The sequence below is a fragment of the Rossellomorea aquimaris genome (genome assembly GCF_001877785.1).
Classification (GTDB): Bacteria; Bacillota; Bacilli; order Bacillales; family Bacillaceae_B; genus Rossellomorea; species Rossellomorea aquimaris_A.
In genome coordinates this window covers 1-17851 of the sequence record NZ_MINN01000117.1, presented here as the reverse complement: position 1 = coordinate 17851, position 17851 = coordinate 1, and the positions used below count along the sequence as shown (strand labels likewise).

Here is a 17851-nt window from a genome sequence, read left to right as displayed (position 1 = left end):
AATGATAATGGTAGAAAAACAAGTCGAAGTCAAACTGAAAACGGGTCTTCAAGCACGCCCGGCCGCACTTTTCGTGCAGGAAGCAAACCGCTTCTCATCGGAAATCTTCTTGGAGAAAGACGGTAAAAAAGTGAACGCCAAAAGCATCATGGGCCTCATGAGCCTGGCGATCAGTACCGGCTCTGTGATAACACTGGCAGCGGATGGAAGCGACGAAGAAGAAGCCATCGCGGCACTTGAGAAGTTTGTAGGGAAAGAAGGATAGGGTCGGCTTCACACGAGGAAAGCCGGCAGTCCAATAGGGGCTGCCGGCTTTTTCTGTGGACCGGGATTGCAAAAGGCTTGATGTTGATTGTGAAGATTTCGTCTTTGGAGAATGCTTCTATGAGAAAACCAGCATGAAACAGATCTGTTTATGTGCGGAATTCCTGATTAAGTGCGAAATCCGGAATTTAAGTACGAAAATCCCGATATATGTGCGAACTGGCGACTCCCCGACATAAGTTGACGAATTTCGCAGAAGACCCTAACTAATGCCGCATTCCCAAGCAAAACAAAACCCCGGCGGCCAAAGCCGACGGGGCAAACTCTCAAAAAAGATATTATTTATTGTTCATATCGTTGCGTGTGATGATGCGGTCGATTAAACCGTATTCCTTCGCGCGCTCGGCAGTCATGAAGTTGTCGCGGTCCGTATCTTTCGCGATGACTTCCAGCGGCTGGCCAGTGCGGTCTGCAAGGATCTGATTCAGTTTTTCACGAAGGAATAGAATGCGCTTCGCAGCGATTTCGATTTCCGTCGCTTGACCTTGTGCTCCACCAAGCGGCTGATGGATCATGACTTCAGCATTCGGAAGGGCAAGTCGCTTGCCTTCAGCACCTGCTGCAAGAAGGAATGCACCCATTGAAGCTGCCATACCGATACAAATTGTTTGTACATCAGGCTTGATGTATTGGATTGTATCATAGATCGCCATACCTGCCGTGATGCTTCCACCAGGTGAGTTGATATAGATGGAGATATCTTTCTCCGGATTTTCAGACTCCAGGAATAGAAGTTGTGCTACAATGGAGTTCGCCACATTATCATCGATGGCGCTTCCAAGCATGATGACACGGTCTTTCAACAGACGGGAATAAATGTCATATGCGCGTTCGCCGCGGTTCGTTTGTTCAATAACTGTAGGAATTAAGTTCATCCTTCGTTCCTCCTTAAAGTACACTTTTTTTTATTTGTATTTAATACATATTCACTTTGTACTGTAATCATACACTGTTGGTCAATAAAGGTCAAACCTGACGCACCAGCGATTCTTACACTATGTAATCCTTTCTACATCATACCCATCCATTCCTTTTTTAAACAGAGAAAACGTATTGCATTCCTGAAAAAAGTACATTATAATATACTTTCGTACGATAGTTTTACAAGATCACTTACATGCCCTCGTGGTGCAACGGATAGCACGTAAGATTCCGGTTCTTAAAATGGGGGTTCGATTCCCTCCGAGGGCGTACCAAGATGCCGCTGCGTTATTATAACGCGGCGGCATTTTTTTGTCTTCAGTTGTAACACCGCTGTTGATTTCCGTGCAGGACTTCGCTTTCCTCGGACGGTTGGTTAGCCTCCTCTTCGCATACGCTCCTGCGGGGTCTCACCTAACACGCTTCTCCCGCAGGAGTCTTCGTCCTGCACTCCAATAAACAGTTGGCGTATCCATTATTTAAAAATCCAGTATTGGATTTACTTATAAAATCTCCACCTTTTCTACTCCTGTCAGAAGGGCTTGATACTTTGGGAAATGAATTTTCGTTTGAACCAAAAGTGGAGCGCCAGGAACGGTCAATGTTAATTATTACTCTCTCTATTAATAGGTTAAAAGCTATCTTCCACCTGCTAAATTCATAGAATTCTATAAAACAACCAGTCTTCCAAACAATTTCCATTAACGTAACCCAAAATTTCATGTAAAATGAGGGGAGGAGGTTAGAAGGATGAATTTGAACACAGGATTATGGCAGAAACAGCAACTAAAGCTTCAGATGACCCAAGAGCTAAAGCAGGCCATCACCATCCTCCAGTATTCCACGTTGGAACTGAATGCTTTCCTCGAAACAAAAGCATTGGAGAATCCCCTCATACAAATAGAAGACCCCATCACAGACATTCCCGGCCGGGGAGAGTCTTATTATGATGATAAAAATGAGACCGATTTCACCGAGTTTCTATCAGTCTCGGAGAAAACACTTGAAGAGCATCTTTTTCTTCAATTGGATTTGAAATCGTTTTCATCCATAGAACTTAAAATCATGAAAGACCTGTTTCACAGTCTGGATGAGAACGGATATCTGCATATAGAAACGGAAGACTTCCTCTCCAGGCATGATCTTCAATCCTCTCAGCTCCAGTACTATATTGACAGTCTGCAAGAATTGGAGCCAGCCGGAATAGGGGCCCGTACCCTCCAGGAGTGCATTTTCCTCCAATTAATGCGGAAAAAGGAAACCGGGCTTGCACGGAGGATTGTCGAAGAGCATTTCGATGATTTTGCCGCGAAAAAATGGAAGGTTATCGTGAAGGAATTGGAAGTTGACCTGAAGGAGATACAGAAGGCCGCAGATCTCATTCGGCAGTGCAATCCACGTCCGGGTGCACTCTACAGTGACGGACCTTCTCATTACATAGCCCCTGAATTGGTAGTGAAAACAGCGGGTGAAAATGAAGTCTCTGTTTCCCTTTTTGACGGGACGACTGTCAAGGTGATCTATAATGAGGAATACAAGGATTTCCTCGAGCATCACCCCGATAAGGAAACCGTTCGTTATCTGAGGGAGAAGGATCAGGAATTCCAATGGCTTCTCCAAAGCCTGAGGCAGAGGAAACAAACGATTTTAAAAGTAGGGAAATTGATCGTCGAAAAGCAGAAATCATTCTTTTTGGAAGGGCCGGCCGGTCTGCAGCCGCTGACGCTTAAGGAAGTGGCCGATGAAGCGGGGGTCCATGAATCTACTGTCAGCCGGGCGGTCAAGGGTAAGTATATGCAGACGCCATATGGCATCTATGAAATGAAGTACTTCTTCAGTGCCGCCATCAAAACACTGAACTCGGAAGACAGTGGAGCGGCTTCCTCCACCGCAATCAAAAATGAATTACAGCGCCTGGTAGATGAAGAAGATAAGAAAAAACCGCTGTCCGATCAGAAAATCGTCAATATGCTCATCGATAAAGGCTTCGACGTCTCGCGCCGGACGATCGCCAAATATCGCGATCAGCTCGGGATTTCTTCGTCTACGATGAGGAAGCGGTATGAATAGCGGACGAATTGTGGAATTTGGGGGAAGTCCGAGGGATTGAGGACAATCTTTTGGGGATACCAACCAAAAATAGAATTTACCAACAATTCTTCGGGCTTTCCAACAATTTCAAGAGAGTTACCAACAATTCCTGCTGTTTACCAACAATTTATTATGAATTACCGACAATTCGGGAGAATCCGACAAATTTCGCGCATAAGGTCACACGCCCAAACCATTTCCACCCAGCGGTCATATATAGTATTATCGGTTGTACCAGGTACAAACAGATGGATTTGTACCTGGTACAATCACCGCAACCTGTACCAGGTACACGGACCGAGGTTGTATCAGGTACAATCTTCTTAGGTACACCGAACCGAAATTGTACCAGGTACACCCATCCAGCAAACAACCCAACCAAAATCCACCCAAAACGGAGGAGCAAACCAATGAACCCAGTCATCTTCTACACCAGAAACCAATGCCATCTTTGCACCGATGCGAAACTGAATCTGAAACTCGTCCAGGAGGACTTGAAATTCGAGATCATCGAGAAGGATATCGACGAGAGTGACGAGCTGACGGAGCGGTTCGGATTGATGATCCCGGTGGTGGAATATGAAGGTGAAATCATTCAGTACGGGCAAATTGACTATTTTACACTGAGTAAACGTTTACATCAAAAAACTCAGTAGTTTCCAGTTGAAATGCGATTTCTATACTGATAGAATTGACGTTGAAAGCAGGGATGAATTTTTTTTGGAGACAGTGGGACATAATATGTCTATGCGGGACTTTTAGAGTCCAACGGGCATATGCCGCATTTTCATCAACCAATGGAAGCCTGCGTTTAACGCCCGTTCCATTGTGGAATTACTATAAAGTGGCACTCACTCACTCCATGTAAGGAGCTTTTACCGATGGAATCCATTATAGATATACAAAAGCGATTATTACCCGACCTGCTTGAAGTTATGCAAAAGAGGCATCAGATTCTCCGTTCGATTCAATTCTTACAGCCGGTCGGCCGCAGGAGCCTGGCGCAGAACCTCGGGTTGACGGAACGGGTGCTGAGAAGTGAAGTGGAATTCCTGAAGAATCAGGACCTCATCTCGATCAAGACGTCCGGGATGATCATGACAGAAAACGGCATGAAGCTCCTCGACAGGATTGAAAACATGATGAGAGAGATCTCGGGAATCAATGAAATGGAGAAAAGATTACAGTCTTTACTCAATCTTAATGAAATTGTCATCGTTCCCGGGAATAGTGATGAGTCTCCCTGGGTAAAGGAAGAATTGGGGCGTGCGTCTGCTTTTAGTATAAAACAGCGCCTTGAGGGGAATAATATCATCGCTGTGACCGGCGGTTCTACGATGGCGGCTGTCGCAGAAATGCTGACACCCGACTTTTCCGGATCCGACACGCTGTTCGTTCCTGCACGGGGCGGAATCGGGGAAGATGTGAAGAACCAGGCCAATACGATCTGTGCGAAGATGGCAGAGCATACAGGGCTGCGCCACCGCGTGTTGTATGTTCCCGATCAGGTGAGTAAAGAAGTCTACAAATCCTTTTTGACGGAACCGGTGATCAAAGAGGTCTTGAATTTAATCAAGTCGGCGAACATGGTCCTTCATGGAATTGGAGATGCTATCACAATGGCTGAAAGGCGCAAGACGTCACCGGATGATTTTGAAAAAATCACGGCGGGTCACGCTGTCGGTGAAGCGTTCGGCTATTATTTCGATGAGTCGGGGGAAGTGGTACATAAAGTGCCCACCATCGGACTCCAGCTTGAAGACCTGAAGCATATCAATCATGTGTTTGCGGTTGCCGGCGGCAGCTCGAAAGCGAAAGCGATCCGGGCATATTTAAAGAGTGCTCCCTCTTCAACCATCCTGATCACGGATGAAGGAGCAGCGAAAGAGCTTTTAAAAGGCTTTAGGCCTTTTGAAATATAAAAAATCATCCTTACACACACTAAAGGAGGAAATAATATTATGGCAACTAAAATTGGTATTAACGGATTTGGACGTATCGGACGTAACGTATTCCGTGCAGCACTTAAAAACGATAACGTAGAGGTAGTGGCAGTCAACGACTTGACTGATGCAAACATGCTTGCTCACCTTTTACAATATGATACAGTTCACGGAACTCTTGAAGAGAAAGTAACTGTTGACGGTGACACTCTTGTTATCGGCGATAAAAAAGTAAAAGTACTTGCTGAGCGCGATCCTGCTCAACTTGGCTGGGGCGACCTTGGTGTAGAAGTGGTTGTTGAATCAACTGGCCGTTTCACAAAGCGTGCAGACGCTGCGAAACACCTTGAAGCCGGTGCGAAGAAAGTTATCATCTCTGCTCCTGCAACAGATGAAGACATCACAGTTGTTATGGGTGTTAACGAAGACAAGTACGATGCAGAGAACCACAACGTGATCTCTAACGCATCTTGTACAACTAACTGCCTGGCTCCATTCGCGAAAGTCCTTAACGACAAGTTCGGAATCAAGCGTGGTATGATGACAACAATCCACTCTTACACTAACGATCAGCAAATCCTTGATCTTCCGCATAAAGACTACCGTCGTGCTCGTGCGGCAGCTGAGAACATCATCCCTACAACTACGGGTGCTGCGAAGGCTGTATCACTAGTTCTTCCTGAACTGAAAGGCAAATTGAACGGTGGAGCAGTACGTGTACCGACTCCAAACGTTTCACTTGTTGACCTTGTTGCTGAACTAGACAAGAACGTTACTGCTGAAGAAGTAAACGCAGCATTCAAAGAAGCTGCTGAAGGCGATCTTAAAGGAGTTCTTGCTTACAGCGAAGAGCCATTAGTATCAACTGACTACAACGGAAGCCCTGCTTCTTCAACAATCGATGCATTATCTACTATGGTAATGGAAGACAACATGGTGAAAGTCATCTCTTGGTATGACAACGAGAGCGGATACTCTAACCGCGTAGTTGACCTTGTTGATTACATCGCTTCTAAAGGTCTTTAATCCGACATTAATGTAAATTGACATTATCAGCACGGTGAGGATGGATAAATTCTGTCCCACCCTCTATAATGGAAAGGGATGAAGGGGAGCGGGGAAGATTCCCCACTCCCTTTTTCTTGTTCCTATACTGAATTTTCTTTTCATTATGAAAAGAAACACAAAAGGAGGCCTTTTACGATGAATAAAAAATCAATCAAAGATGTTGATGTAAAAGGGAAACGCGTATTTTGCCGTGTCGACTTCAACGTACCGATGTCAGAAGGCAAAATCACGGATGAAACCCGTATCCAGGCTGCACTTCCAACAATCAAGTATCTGGTGGAAGGCGGAGCGAAAGTCATCCTGGCGAGTCACTTGGGCCGTCCTAAGGGTGAAGTAGTGGAAGAACTTCGTTTGACACCGGTAGCGGAGAGACTTTCCGAACTGCTTGGAAAGAACGTAGTAAAAGCAGACGAAGCATACGGAGAAAACGTACAATCCAAAATCAGCGAAATGGCTGACGGTGATGTACTCGTTCTTGAAAACGTGCGTTTCTATGCCGGCGAAACAAAGAATGACCCTGAACTTGCAAAAGAATTCGCGGCACTTGCGGATCTTTATGTGAACGATGCATTCGGTGCAGCCCACCGCGCGCACGCTTCAACTGAAGGTGTGGCAAAGCATCTTCCGGCTGTCGCAGGATTATTGATGGAAAAAGAGCTTGAAGTACTTGGCAAAGCACTTTCAACTCCTGAGCGTCCATTCACTGCGATCATCGGCGGAGCGAAAGTCAAAGACAAAATCGGTGTCATCGATAACTTGTTAGATAAAGTGGACAACCTGATCATCGGAGGCGGACTTGCTTACACATTTGTGAAAGCGCAGGGCCACGAAGTTGGGAAATCCCTTTTAGAAGAAGATAAAATTGACCTTGCAAAGCAATTCATGAAAAAAGCTGAAGAAAAAGGCGTTAAATTCCTTATGCCTGTCGATGTAGTCGTTGCTGATGACTTCTCAAACGACGCTAATAAAAAAGAAGTGGCCATCGATTCGATCCCGTCTGATTGGGAAGCACTTGATATCGGTCCTAAGACAAGGGAATTATTCCAAGCGACAATCAAGGATAGTAAGCTTGTCATCTGGAACGGACCTATGGGTGTATTCGAACTCGATGCATTTGCGAACGGAACGAAAGCCGTAGCTGAGGCGTTGGCCGATGCGACAGATACATACTCTGTCATCGGCGGCGGTGACTCTGCAGCAGCTGTTGAAAAATTCGGCTATGCTGACAAGATGAGTCATATCTCTACAGGCGGAGGCGCATCCCTTGAGTTCATGGAAGGTAAAGAACTTCCTGGTGTTACAGCCCTTAACGATAAATAATTCAGCAAAAATACAATGATAGCCAAGAAAGGATGAGCACTATGCGTAAGCCCATCATTGCAGGAAACTGGAAAATGAACAAAACGGCATCAGAAGCAAAGACTTTCACTGAAGAAGTAAAAGGTTTGGTTCCTGACACAGATAAAGTCGACTCTGTCATCTGTGCACCGGCTCTATTTTTAGAAAGCCTGGTTGAACAGACAAAAGACAGCAAGGTGGCAATCGGTGCACAAACCATGCACTTCGAAGAAAACGGAGCCTTCACTGGCGAAGTAAGCCCTGTCGCACTAGCTGACATGGGTGTTGAATACGTGATCATCGGGCACTCAGAGCGCCGTGAAATGTTCAATGAAACAGATGAGTCCGTAAACAAGAAAACTCTTGCTGCATTCAAGCACAACCTGACTCCGATCGTGTGTGTCGGTGAAACATTGGAACAGCGTGAAAACAATGAAACAAAGGATCTTGTCGGATCCCAGGTGAAAAAAGCTCTTGCCGGTCTTACTGAAGATCAAGTCAAGAAGACAGTCATCGCTTACGAACCAATCTGGGCAATCGGAACAGGCAAATCTTCCACTTCAGAAGATGCCAACGAAGTATGTGCCCACATCCGTCAAGTCGTGGCAAGTGAATTCTCGCAGGCTGCAGCAGATTCTGTACGCGTACAGTACGGCGGAAGCGTAAAGCCGAACAACATCAAAGAATATATGGCTCAATCCGACATCGATGGGGCTCTGGTAGGCGGCGCAAGCCTGGAACCTCAATCGTTCCTTCAGCTACTGGAGGCAGGTTCACATGAGTAAGTCACCAACAGCTTTAATCATCTTAGACGGCTTTGCATGCCGCGACACGAACGAAGGAAATGCTGTTGCACAGGCCAAGAAACCGAATTTCGACCGCTTGTGGAAAAAGTACCCTCATAACCAGTTGACGGCATCCGGTGAAGCGGTCGGCCTTCCTGAAGGACAGATGGGGAACTCCGAAGTGGGGCACTTAAACATCGGTGCAGGCCGCATTGTATATCAGAGTCTGACCCGCGTAAACCTTGCAATCCGTGAAGGCGAATTCGAAACGAATGCAACCTTCCTTGATGCCATCAACCATGTGAAGGAAAAAGGGACAGCCCTGCATGTCTTCGGGTTGTTGTCAGACGGCGGCGTACACAGCCACATCGAACACTTATACGCACTCCTCGGCTTAGCGGCACAGGAAGGCGTCGAGAAAGTCTATGTGCATGCGTTCCTTGACGGACGAGACGTCGGACCGCAGACAGCACCGAAATACATCGAAGAAGCAGAAGCGAAAATGAAGGAAATCGGCGTCGGTCAATTCGCCACGATTTCCGGACGCTATTACTCAATGGATCGTGACAAACGCTGGGAGCGTGTGGAAAAGTCCTATCGTGCGATGGTGTACGGTGAAGGCCCTGATTACACAGATCCGATGCAGCTGATCAACGATTCATATGAAAAAGGAATCTACGATGAATTCGTGCTTCCTTCTGTCATCACAAAAGAAAATGGAGAGCCGGTCGCAACGATCAAGGACGAAGATGCCGTCATCTTCTACAACTTCCGTCCGGACCGTGCCATTCAGATTTCAAATACATTCACGAACGAAGATTTCCGCTACTTCGTACGCGGCGATAAGCATCCGAAGAACCTTCACTTCGTGTGCCTGACAAAATTCAGCGAAACGGTGGACGGCTTCGTTGCCTTCAAACCTACGAACCTGGATAACACGCTCGGTGAAGTTCTGTCTCAAAACGGTTTGAAACAGCTTCGCATCGCCGAAACGGAAAAATATCCTCACGTCACGTTCTTCATGAGCGGCGGCCGTGAAAATGAATTCCCGGGCGAAAAGCGGATCCTGATCGATTCACCGAAAGTGGCAACCTATGACCTTCAGCCTGAGATGAGCGCCTATGAAGTGACAGATGCTTTGCTCGCCGAAATCGAAGCAGACAATCACGATGCGATCATCCTGAACTTCGCAAACCCTGACATGGTCGGCCACTCCGGAATGCTTGAACCGACGATCAAGGCAGTCGAAACAGTCGATGAATGTCTCGGCAAAATCATCGACCTCATCGAGAAAAAAGGCGGAACGGCCATCATCACGGCCGATCACGGCAACGCTGACGAAGTCCTTACCGAAGAAGGCAAGCCGATGACCGCCCACACAACGAATCCGGTTCCTGTCATCGTCACAAAAGAAGGAATCGAACTCCGCGACGGCGGTATCCTGGGAGACCTAGCTCCGACGATGCTTGATCTATTAAACGTGGATCTGCCGAAAGAAATGACCGGAAAATCTTTGATTAGAAAATAATTGTTTTTACCGTTTCCAGCAGTTGATTGGAGTGCAAGACGAAGACTCCTGCGGGAAGAGTAGCTTATGTGAGACCCCGGAGGCGAAGCCGAGGAGGCTCACGGGCTACCCGCGGAAAGCGAAGTCTTGCACGGAAATCAACTGCGGAGTTCAGGGTTGTAAAACAAATTGATTTTATACGAAAACCTAACTATAAAGGAGAGTTATTTTTATGCCATTCATTACAGACGTATACGCACGTGAAGTACTAGATTCACGCGGTAACCCAACAATCGAAGTAGAAGTTTACACTCAATCAGGCGCTTTCGGACGCGCGCTTGTTCCATCCGGAGCATCTACTGGTGAATACGAAGCAGTAGAACTTCGCGACGGCGACAAAGGCCGCTACCTTGGTAAAGGTGTCCAAAAAGCAGTCGACAACGTTAACAACGAAATCGCTGAAGAAATCATCGGTTACGACGTAACTGAACAAGTGGCGATCGACCAGGCGATGATCGCGCTTGACGGTACAGAAAACAAAGGTAAATTAGGTGCTAACGCAATCCTTGGTGTTTCCATGGCTGTTGCACGCGCAGCGGCTGACTTCTTCGGAGTAGAACTATACCAATACCTTGGCGGATTCAACTCCAAGCAGCTTCCAGTTCCAATGATGAACATCGTCAACGGCGGAGAGCACGCTGACAACAACGTTGACATCCAGGAATTCATGATCATGCCTGTAGGAGCTCCTACTTTCAAAGAAGGACTTCGCATGGGTGCTGAAATCTTCCACAGCCTGAAATCAGTTCTTAAATCTAAAGGCTACAACACGGCTGTAGGTGACGAAGGCGGATTCGCTCCTAACCTTAAGTCAAACGAAGAAGCACTTTCTACAATCATCGAAGCTATCGAAAATGCAGGCTACAAGCCAGGCGAAGAAATTCTTCTTGCGATGGACGTTGCAGCTTCTGAAATCTACAACAAAGAAGACGGTAAATACCATCTTTCTGGTGAAGGCGTTGTTCGTACGTCTGCTGAAATGGTTGACTGGTATGCTGAGATGTGCGACAAATACCCAATCATCTCAATTGAAGACGGTCTTGACGAAAACGACTGGGAAGGTTTCAAACTTCTTACTGACCGCATCGGAAACAAAGTTCAGCTTGTCGGAGACGACTTGTTTGTAACAAACACAAACAAGCTTGCTCAAGGTATCGAGCAGGGTATCGGTAACTCCATCCTGATCAAAGTGAACCAAATCGGTACACTTACTGAAACATTCGATGCAATCGAAATGGCGAAGCGCGCAGGCTACACTGCAGTCATCTCCCACCGTTCTGGTGAAACAGAAGACAGCACAATCGCTGACATCGCAGTGGCGACAAACGCCGGCCAAATCAAGACTGGTGCACCATCACGTACAGACCGTGTAGCGAAATACAACCAATTGCTTCGCATCGAAGACCAATTGGCACACACTGCACAATACCTTGGTGTGAAAACTTTTTATAACGTTAAGCGCTAATTGATTTGAGATTAGTGATAGGAAACAGCCCTGTTTGGTGACGGGGCTGTTTTTTTTCTGTTATGGGGTGTCGCGTGATGCTTGCTGCCGGACTGAGTGTTCGTTCGGGTAGGGCGGGAGACTTATCAGCAGCTGAAGAAGCGGTTTATCTTCTTAATGCATTCGTTTTGACTATTTTTTTATGGAAAATAGACAAATTAGTCTTTTAAAGAACAAATTCAGGAGTTCAGACTGGGGCTATTCATATGCGAAATCCTTCGTGAAGAGGTTTTCGATCCACATGTTTAACTTTTCAAGCCACTTTTGTGATTTACGGGCCACTTTTGAAAAATACGAGCCAAATCCCTGATTTACAAGCCACTTTTCATTTTTATGAGCCACTTAGAATTATTCTAATCTGCCTGCCAAATTACCAAAACCTAAATTCTCAAAACCTCAATTTGTCTGTTTTAGCTGTCCTGTTTCTCACAGATATAGGCTTCATCCCGGCCCGAATTGAATCCAACGCCTCTCCGAACCCAACACTTTCCACAATTATGCGAATATTACCTTGTCCGTACCATGTCCCTATGGTAAACTAAGAATGTTGTAATGTTCGTATCAGGAGGTGGGACTCATGCACGCTTTATTAGTCACTTTGCTTATCATTGATTCAATCGCACTTATCGCTATTGTTTTACTTCAATCAGGTAAGAGTGCTGGACTTTCAGGGGCCATCTCTGGTGGTGCAGAACAGCTTTTCGGAAAACAGAAAGCACGCGGTATCGACTTGGTATTACACCGGATCACGATCGTGTTGGCCGTATTATTCTTTGTTCTAACAACTGCAATCGTTGCGATATAATACAAAACCTGATCTCTAATAAGGTCAGGTTTTTTTATTTTTGTAGAGTTAGTAAATTTCTTACAAAAATAATGCTGGTTCAGTCATATTATAGGTTCCAGCAGTTGATTGGAGTGCAAGACGAAGACTCCTGCCAGAAAAGCGGAAGGGCTTTGCTCAGGAGGCGGGTGGCAAAAGATGATTCGGCCATGAGGGCGTTCTTTGCCTTCTTGGTCGGTTTGGCTTATGTCATGTGCCTCTAAGCCCTGTAGCTGGACAGTTACCAGTCAGATAAAGAATTATCGGGGCTCACGGGCTACCCGCGGAAAGCGAAGTCTTGCACGGAAATCAACTGCGGTTTATAAACCGAAATATTGGATTATAACCAGCATATTTGCTAAAAATAAAGAGTAAACCATTTAAACGATCGTTTAACTCATCGAACCCATACGCATCAAGGGTTTGCCAATCTTAATCAAACGTTTGTTTAAAAAAACAAACCGAAATCCCATTACATACACAAATCTTTTAAACAATCGTTTAAACCGATGAAGTCTGCTGTATCAATGATCGGAGGAGTTAATCAATCGTTTGTTTAAATTCAGAGAAAAGGAGTTCATATAAATGAAGACCGTTTTACCAAAACCATTTACATTTGAAGCAGGCCCGAGAGCCGTTCTGCTGCTGCACGGATTCACTGGAAACTCGGCAGATGTGAGGATGCTCGGCCGCTATCTCGAAAAGAAAGGCTACTCTTCACACGCACCTCATTATAAAGGTCATGGTGTACCGCCTGAAGAATTGGTTCATACAGGCCCTGAAGACTGGTGGCAGGATGTCATGAACGGATATCAGCACTTGAAGGATAAAGGCTATGAAGAAATCGCCGTTGCAGGACTGTCATTGGGTGGGGTATTTTCCTTGAAATTAGGTTACACTGTACCTGTAAAGGGTATTGTACCAATGTGTGCGCCTATGTATATAAAAAGTGAAGAAGTCATGTATAAAGGGGTCGTGGAATACGCCCGCGAATTTAAGAAATTTGAAGGAAAACAGGAAGATCAAATTGAAAAGGAAATAGAAGAGTTCAAGAAGACACCGATGAACACACTGAAAGCTCTTCAGGAACTGATTGCCGATGTACGCGGGAATGTCGATATGATCTATTCACCGACATTTGTCGTACAGGCAAGACATGATCACATGATTAATACCGATTCTGCCAACATTATATATGATAACGTTGAATCGGACGAAAAGGACTTAAAATGGTACGAAGAATCGGGTCATGTCATTACACTGGATAAGGAAAAAGAACAGCTTCATGAAGATGTGTACAATTTCCTTGAAAAATTGGATTGGACTGTTTAATGAATAGCAAGAGCAGGAGGGATTGTCATGGACGAAAATATTAAAGAGCATGTGGATAAACTCCTTTCCTACATGAGAGATGAGGCCTATAAGCCGCTGACGGTACAAGAGCTGGAGGAAGCATTCGGAATCGAGGGCTCCACCAATTTCAAGGATTTTGTAAAGGCGCTTGTCGTGATGGAAGAGAAGGGTCTAGTGGTGCGTACCCGCAGCAACCGGTATGGTCTGCCGGAAAAAATGAATCTGGTAAGAGGAAAGGTTTCCGCCCATGCGAAAGGATTCGCTTTCGTCATACCTGAGGAATCGGGCATGGATGATATCTTCATCCCTCCGAATGAAACAAACAACGCGATGCACGGGGACATCGTCCTTGTACGTGTGTCGTCGAACTCGTCGGGTTCAAGGCGGGAAGGGACCATTGTCCGTATTGTTGAACGCGGTGTCGATCAGATGGTCGGTACGTTCACACAAAGCAAACACTTCGGATTTGTCATCCCGGATGATAAGAAATTTGCAAGCGACATTTTCATTCCAAAATCCGCTCAAAAAGGAGCGATTGAAGGCCATAAGGTTGTCGTGAAGCTGACGGCTTATCCTGAAGGCCGGAAGAGTGCAGAAGGGGAAGTTATTGAAATCCTCGGTCATAAAAATGATCCCGGTGTCGATATCCTTTCAATCATTCATAAACACGGCATCACGGTCGAGTTTCCGGAAGAAGTGATGGAACAGGCCAATAATGTACCGGATACGATCGACGAATCGGAGATACCGAACAGAAGGGACCTCCGTGACCAGACCATCGTTACGATTGACGGAGCAGATGCCAAAGACCTGGATGATGCAGTCACGGTGACAAAGCTCGACAACGGCAATTACAAGCTCGGAGTACATATCGCCGATGTCACCTACTATGTAAAAGAAAGCTCTCCGATCGATCAGGAAGCATTTGACCGCGGAACGAGTGTATACCTCGTAGACCGGGTCATCCCGATGATCCCGCACCGCCTCTCAAACGGAATCTGTTCATTGAATCCGCAGGTGGACCGTCTGACACTTTCCTGTGACATGGAAATCTCTCCGGATGGGGATGTCGTTAAACACGAAATCTTCCAGAGTGTGATCAAGACCACGGAAAGAATGACGTACTCTGATGTAAATAAAATTCTTGTCGACAAAGACGAAGAGCTTCGTAAACATTATGAGCCGCTGGTGCCGATGTTCGAGCAAATGGAAGACCTTGCCCAGATCCTCCGTACAAAACGGATGAAACGCGGCGCCATCGACTTTGATTTCAAAGAAGCAAAAGTCCTTGTCGATGATGAAGGTGAACCGACGGATGTCGTCCTGCGTGAACGTTCCGTTGCAGAAAAACTGATCGAAGAATTCATGCTCGCAGCCAACGAAACGGTGGCGGAACATTTCCACTGGATGGAAGTACCGTTCATTTACCGTATCCACGAAGATCCGAAAGAAGACAAGCTGCAGCGCTTCTTCGAGTTCATCACGAACTTCGGATTGATTGTAAAAGGCACAGCCAATTCTGTACACCCGCGAGCCCTTCAGGAAATCATTGAAGACGTACAGGGTAAATCTGAGGAAATGGTTGTATCGACGATGATGCTCCGTTCAATGCAGCAGGCGAAATACGATCCTGAAAGCCTCGGTCACTTTGGACTGGCGACAGAGTTCTACACTCATTTCACATCGCCGATCCGCCGTTACCCTGACCTGATCGTCCACCGTCTGATCAGAACGTACCTGATTGAAGGGAAAATCGATCAGGCGACCCGTGATAAATGGGGAGCGCAAATGGGCAATATCGCGCAGCATACTTCAAGCCGCGAGCGCCGTGCCGTTGACGCAGAGCGCGAAACGGATGAACTAAAAAAAGCAGAGTACATGGAAGACAAAGTAGGGGAAGAGTACGACGGTATCATCTCTTCTGTCACGAACTTCGGGATGTTCGTTGAACTGCCTAACACGATTGAAGGTCTTGTCCATGTCAGCTACATGACAGACGATTACTACCGCTTCGACGAGCGGCACCTCGCCATGATCGGCGAGCGGACAGGCAACGTCTTCCGCATCGGTGACGAAATCACAATTCGCGTCGTCAGCGTCAACAAAGACGAACGCGCCATCGACTTCGAAATCGTCGGCATGAAAAACAACCGAAGGGAAAGGCCGGCAGAATCCCGCACCTTCCGCTCAGAAAGCGGAAAAAGCAAATCCCCGTCACGTAAAAAAGAAGACGGAGAATGGTCAACCCGACCGCCAAAAAACAACAAAAAGAAAAAGAAAAACAAAAAACACTACGAAAACGCCCCACGCAGCAAACGTAAAAAGAAGAAGTAGGCTTTTTGTTATATGATTGATAAGAGTAGATTTAATGAAGCTTTACTTTGAAAGAGGATTGTGTTGTTTATCTGTTCCTTCCAGCTTTTGATTGGAGTGCAGGACGAAGACTCCTGCGGGAGAAGCGAGTTAGGTGAGACCCCGCAGGAGCGCAGCGACGAGGAGGCTCACCAACCGCCCGCGGAAAGCGTAGTCCTGCACGGAAATCAAAAGCGGTATAAAGAACCGAATACAAATAACATGTGAGCAAAGCTAATCCTTTGCTCCTTTCCTTTTCATACAAATCTTCACCAAAATATGAGATAATAAAAAGCACGACAGAAAGAGAAAAGAGGGGATCCACATGCCAAAGGGAGAAGGCAAACTCATTGCCCAAAACAAAAAAGCACGCCATGACTTTACAGTCGAAGAAACATACGAAGCGGGACTCGTCCTCCAGGGGACCGAAATCAAAGCCATCCGTGCCGGACGCGTGAACCTGAAGGATTCATTCGCACGCATCAGAAACGGCGAAGTCTTCGTTCACAACATGCACATCAGCCCGTATGAACAGGGGAACCGCTACAACCACGAACCGCTGAGGACGCGAAAGCTCCTGCTGCACAAAAAACAGATCAGCAAGCTGATCGGTGAAACGAAGGAAGCAGGCTACTCGCTCGTACCATTGAAGCTCTATATTAAAAATGGTGTAGCAAAACTTCTCATCGGCCTTGCCAAAGGTAAGAAGAAGTATGATAAGCGTGAAGACCTGAAACGCAAAGAAGCAAATCGTTCAATCCAGCGTGAATTGGCACAAAGACAAAAGGGAACGTACTGATTTCCGGAATCTTACAATTGCATTCTGCTGTAGATTTGTTATAATAATAGATGTCGCGAGGTAATCAAGCGGCAGCAAGAACAATTGAATAAGTGACCAGATTGAACTTATTCTTCCCGTTCTTCCCTTTATATCATGGGGACGTTACGGATTCGACAGGGATAGTTCGAGCTTGGGTCGCGAGCCGTAGGGATCGTCTACGTTAAAACGTCAAAGCCAATAATAACTGGCAAATCAAACAATAACCTAGCTTTAGCAGCGTAATAGCGCTTTAGCTGTTCCTCCCTCCATCGCCTATGTGGTAGGGTAAGGGACTCACTCTTAGTAGGCTACGCCGGATTCCACCGTCTGAGGATGAAGGAAGAGATTAATCAGACTAGCTGCATGGACGCCCGTCGATAGGCAGAAATTGCAGTGAACTCGCGAATATATCGACTACGCTCGTAGACGCCTAAGTGCCGATGTTTCTGGACGTGGGTTCGATTCCCACCGTCTCCACCAAATACATATTTGGTGGTTTTTATTTTGTTCAAAAAATTCAAGAAGCTGGGACAAGAGTGTTTAGACTGAGTAAAACTCGAACTATTTTGCACACCCTGTGGCAAATTAGTTCGAGTTTTTAATTTGTTCAAAAATATAATGGAATTTTAGCCTTTTCTAGCGTTTGATTGGAGTAAAAGACGAAGACTCCTGCGGGGAAAGCGAAACAGGTGAGACCTGTCCAGCTCCAGGGCTTAGAGGCACATGTCATAAGTCAACTCGCCCAAGAAGGCAAAGATCGCCTCGTGGACGATTCGCCTTATGCCACCCGCCTCTGACCAAAGCCCTTCCGCTTTTCTAACCCGCAGGAGCGCATGCGACGAGGAGCATTCCTGTTATAAAGTAAATTGCGTTTATATCGAAGTTTTTGCGATGTGCATAAAAAAAGCCCCCTTGGTACGATAGAGAGTGTCATGCATGACCTCGAATTAAGTACCGAAGGG

Annotated in this window: 14 protein-coding genes, 1 tRNA gene, 1 other RNA gene and 1 pseudogene; 16 read left to right on the top strand and 1 reads right to left on the bottom strand. The window is 46.2% G+C overall.

Going from position 1 to position 17851, the window contains the following annotated elements; genetic code table 11:
- Positions 1-7 precede the first annotated feature (7 nt).
- Entirely contained in the window at positions 8-265 is a 258-nt protein-coding gene (locus BHE18_RS16830) for an HPr family phosphocarrier protein (protein WP_071619683.1), read from the top strand.
- Between the two features lie 337 nt (positions 266-602).
- On the opposite strand, the gene clpP is transcribed toward BHE18_RS16830, so the two are convergent.
- Positions 603-1199 (bottom strand): ATP-dependent Clp endopeptidase proteolytic subunit ClpP, encoded by a 597-nt coding sequence (gene clpP, locus BHE18_RS16825; RefSeq protein WP_032086625.1) that lies wholly within the window; start codon positions 1197-1199, stop codon positions 603-605.
- Between the two features lie 244 nt (positions 1200-1443).
- On the opposite strand from clpP, the gene BHE18_RS16820 reads away from it, so the two are divergent.
- The 15 genes and pseudogenes from BHE18_RS16820 to ssrA all read left to right on the top strand — a co-directional run bounded on the left by BHE18_RS16820 (position 1444) and on the right by ssrA (position 17369).
- Positions 1444-1515: transfer RNA gene (locus BHE18_RS16820), tRNA-Arg, on the top strand.
- Positions 1516-1995: 480 nt separating this feature from the next.
- Positions 1996-3315, top strand: a complete 1320-nt coding sequence (rpoN, locus tag BHE18_RS16815) for an RNA polymerase factor sigma-54 (RefSeq protein ID WP_071619682.1) — start codon at positions 1996-1998, stop codon at positions 3313-3315.
- A gap of 431 nt (positions 3316-3746) precedes the next feature.
- The gene (locus tag BHE18_RS16810) at positions 3747-3992 is read left to right on the top strand and encodes a glutaredoxin family protein (RefSeq protein ID WP_071619681.1); all 246 of its coding nucleotides are present in this window, start codon (positions 3747-3749) and stop codon (positions 3990-3992) included.
- 225 nt (positions 3993-4217) lie between these two features.
- Positions 4218-5258: a sugar-binding transcriptional regulator gene (locus BHE18_RS16805; protein WP_071619680.1), complete on the top strand. Its 1041-nt coding sequence runs from the start codon at positions 4218-4220 to the stop codon at positions 5256-5258.
- 39 nt (positions 5259-5297) lie between these two features.
- Complete coding sequence (gene gap / locus BHE18_RS16800; RefSeq protein ID WP_071619679.1) at positions 5298-6305, top strand: type I glyceraldehyde-3-phosphate dehydrogenase; 1008 nt, start codon at positions 5298-5300, stop codon at positions 6303-6305.
- A 177-nt stretch (positions 6306-6482) separates the two neighbouring features.
- The gene (locus tag BHE18_RS16795; protein ID WP_071619678.1) at positions 6483-7667 is read left to right on the top strand and encodes a phosphoglycerate kinase; all 1185 of its coding nucleotides are present in this window, start codon (positions 6483-6485) and stop codon (positions 7665-7667) included.
- A gap of 41 nt (positions 7668-7708) precedes the next feature.
- On the top strand, positions 7709-8470 hold the full coding sequence (gene tpiA / locus BHE18_RS16790; protein ID WP_071619677.1) for a triose-phosphate isomerase: 762 nt from the start codon (positions 7709-7711) through the stop codon (positions 8468-8470).
- Entirely contained in the window at positions 8463-9998 is a 1536-nt protein-coding gene (gene gpmI, locus BHE18_RS16785) for a 2,3-bisphosphoglycerate-independent phosphoglycerate mutase (RefSeq protein ID WP_071619676.1), read from the top strand. The genes tpiA and gpmI overlap by 8 nt, the downstream gene beginning before the upstream one ends.
- Positions 9999-10020: 22 nt before the next feature.
- A pseudogene (locus BHE18_RS23655) lies at positions 10021-10249 on the top strand (hypothetical protein).
- Positions 10210-11502 carry a phosphopyruvate hydratase gene (gene eno, locus BHE18_RS16780; RefSeq protein ID WP_071619675.1) on the top strand — a complete coding sequence of 431 codons (1293 nt, stop codon included), beginning with the start codon at positions 10210-10212 and terminating at the stop codon, positions 11500-11502. The pseudogene BHE18_RS23655 and the gene eno overlap by 40 nt, the downstream one beginning before the upstream one ends.
- Positions 11503-12118: 616 nt before the next feature.
- Entirely contained in the window at positions 12119-12346 is a 228-nt protein-coding gene (secG, locus tag BHE18_RS16775) for a preprotein translocase subunit SecG (protein WP_071619674.1), read from the top strand.
- A 603-nt stretch (positions 12347-12949) separates the two neighbouring features.
- Positions 12950-13696 (top strand): alpha/beta hydrolase, encoded by a 747-nt coding sequence (locus BHE18_RS16770; RefSeq protein ID WP_058299643.1) that lies wholly within the window; start codon positions 12950-12952, stop codon positions 13694-13696.
- 27 nt (positions 13697-13723) lie between these two features.
- A complete protein-coding gene (gene rnr, locus BHE18_RS16765; protein ID WP_071619673.1) occupies positions 13724-16051 on the top strand; it encodes a ribonuclease R in 2328 nt (775 codons plus the stop codon).
- Between the two features lie 343 nt (positions 16052-16394).
- Positions 16395-16868, top strand: coding sequence for an SsrA-binding protein SmpB (gene smpB, locus BHE18_RS16760; RefSeq protein WP_032086610.1), 474 nt, complete (start codon positions 16395-16397; stop codon positions 16866-16868).
- A gap of 137 nt (positions 16869-17005) precedes the next feature.
- Positions 17006-17369: a transfer-messenger RNA gene (gene ssrA / locus BHE18_RS16755) on the top strand.
- Positions 17370-17851 lie beyond the last annotated feature (482 nt).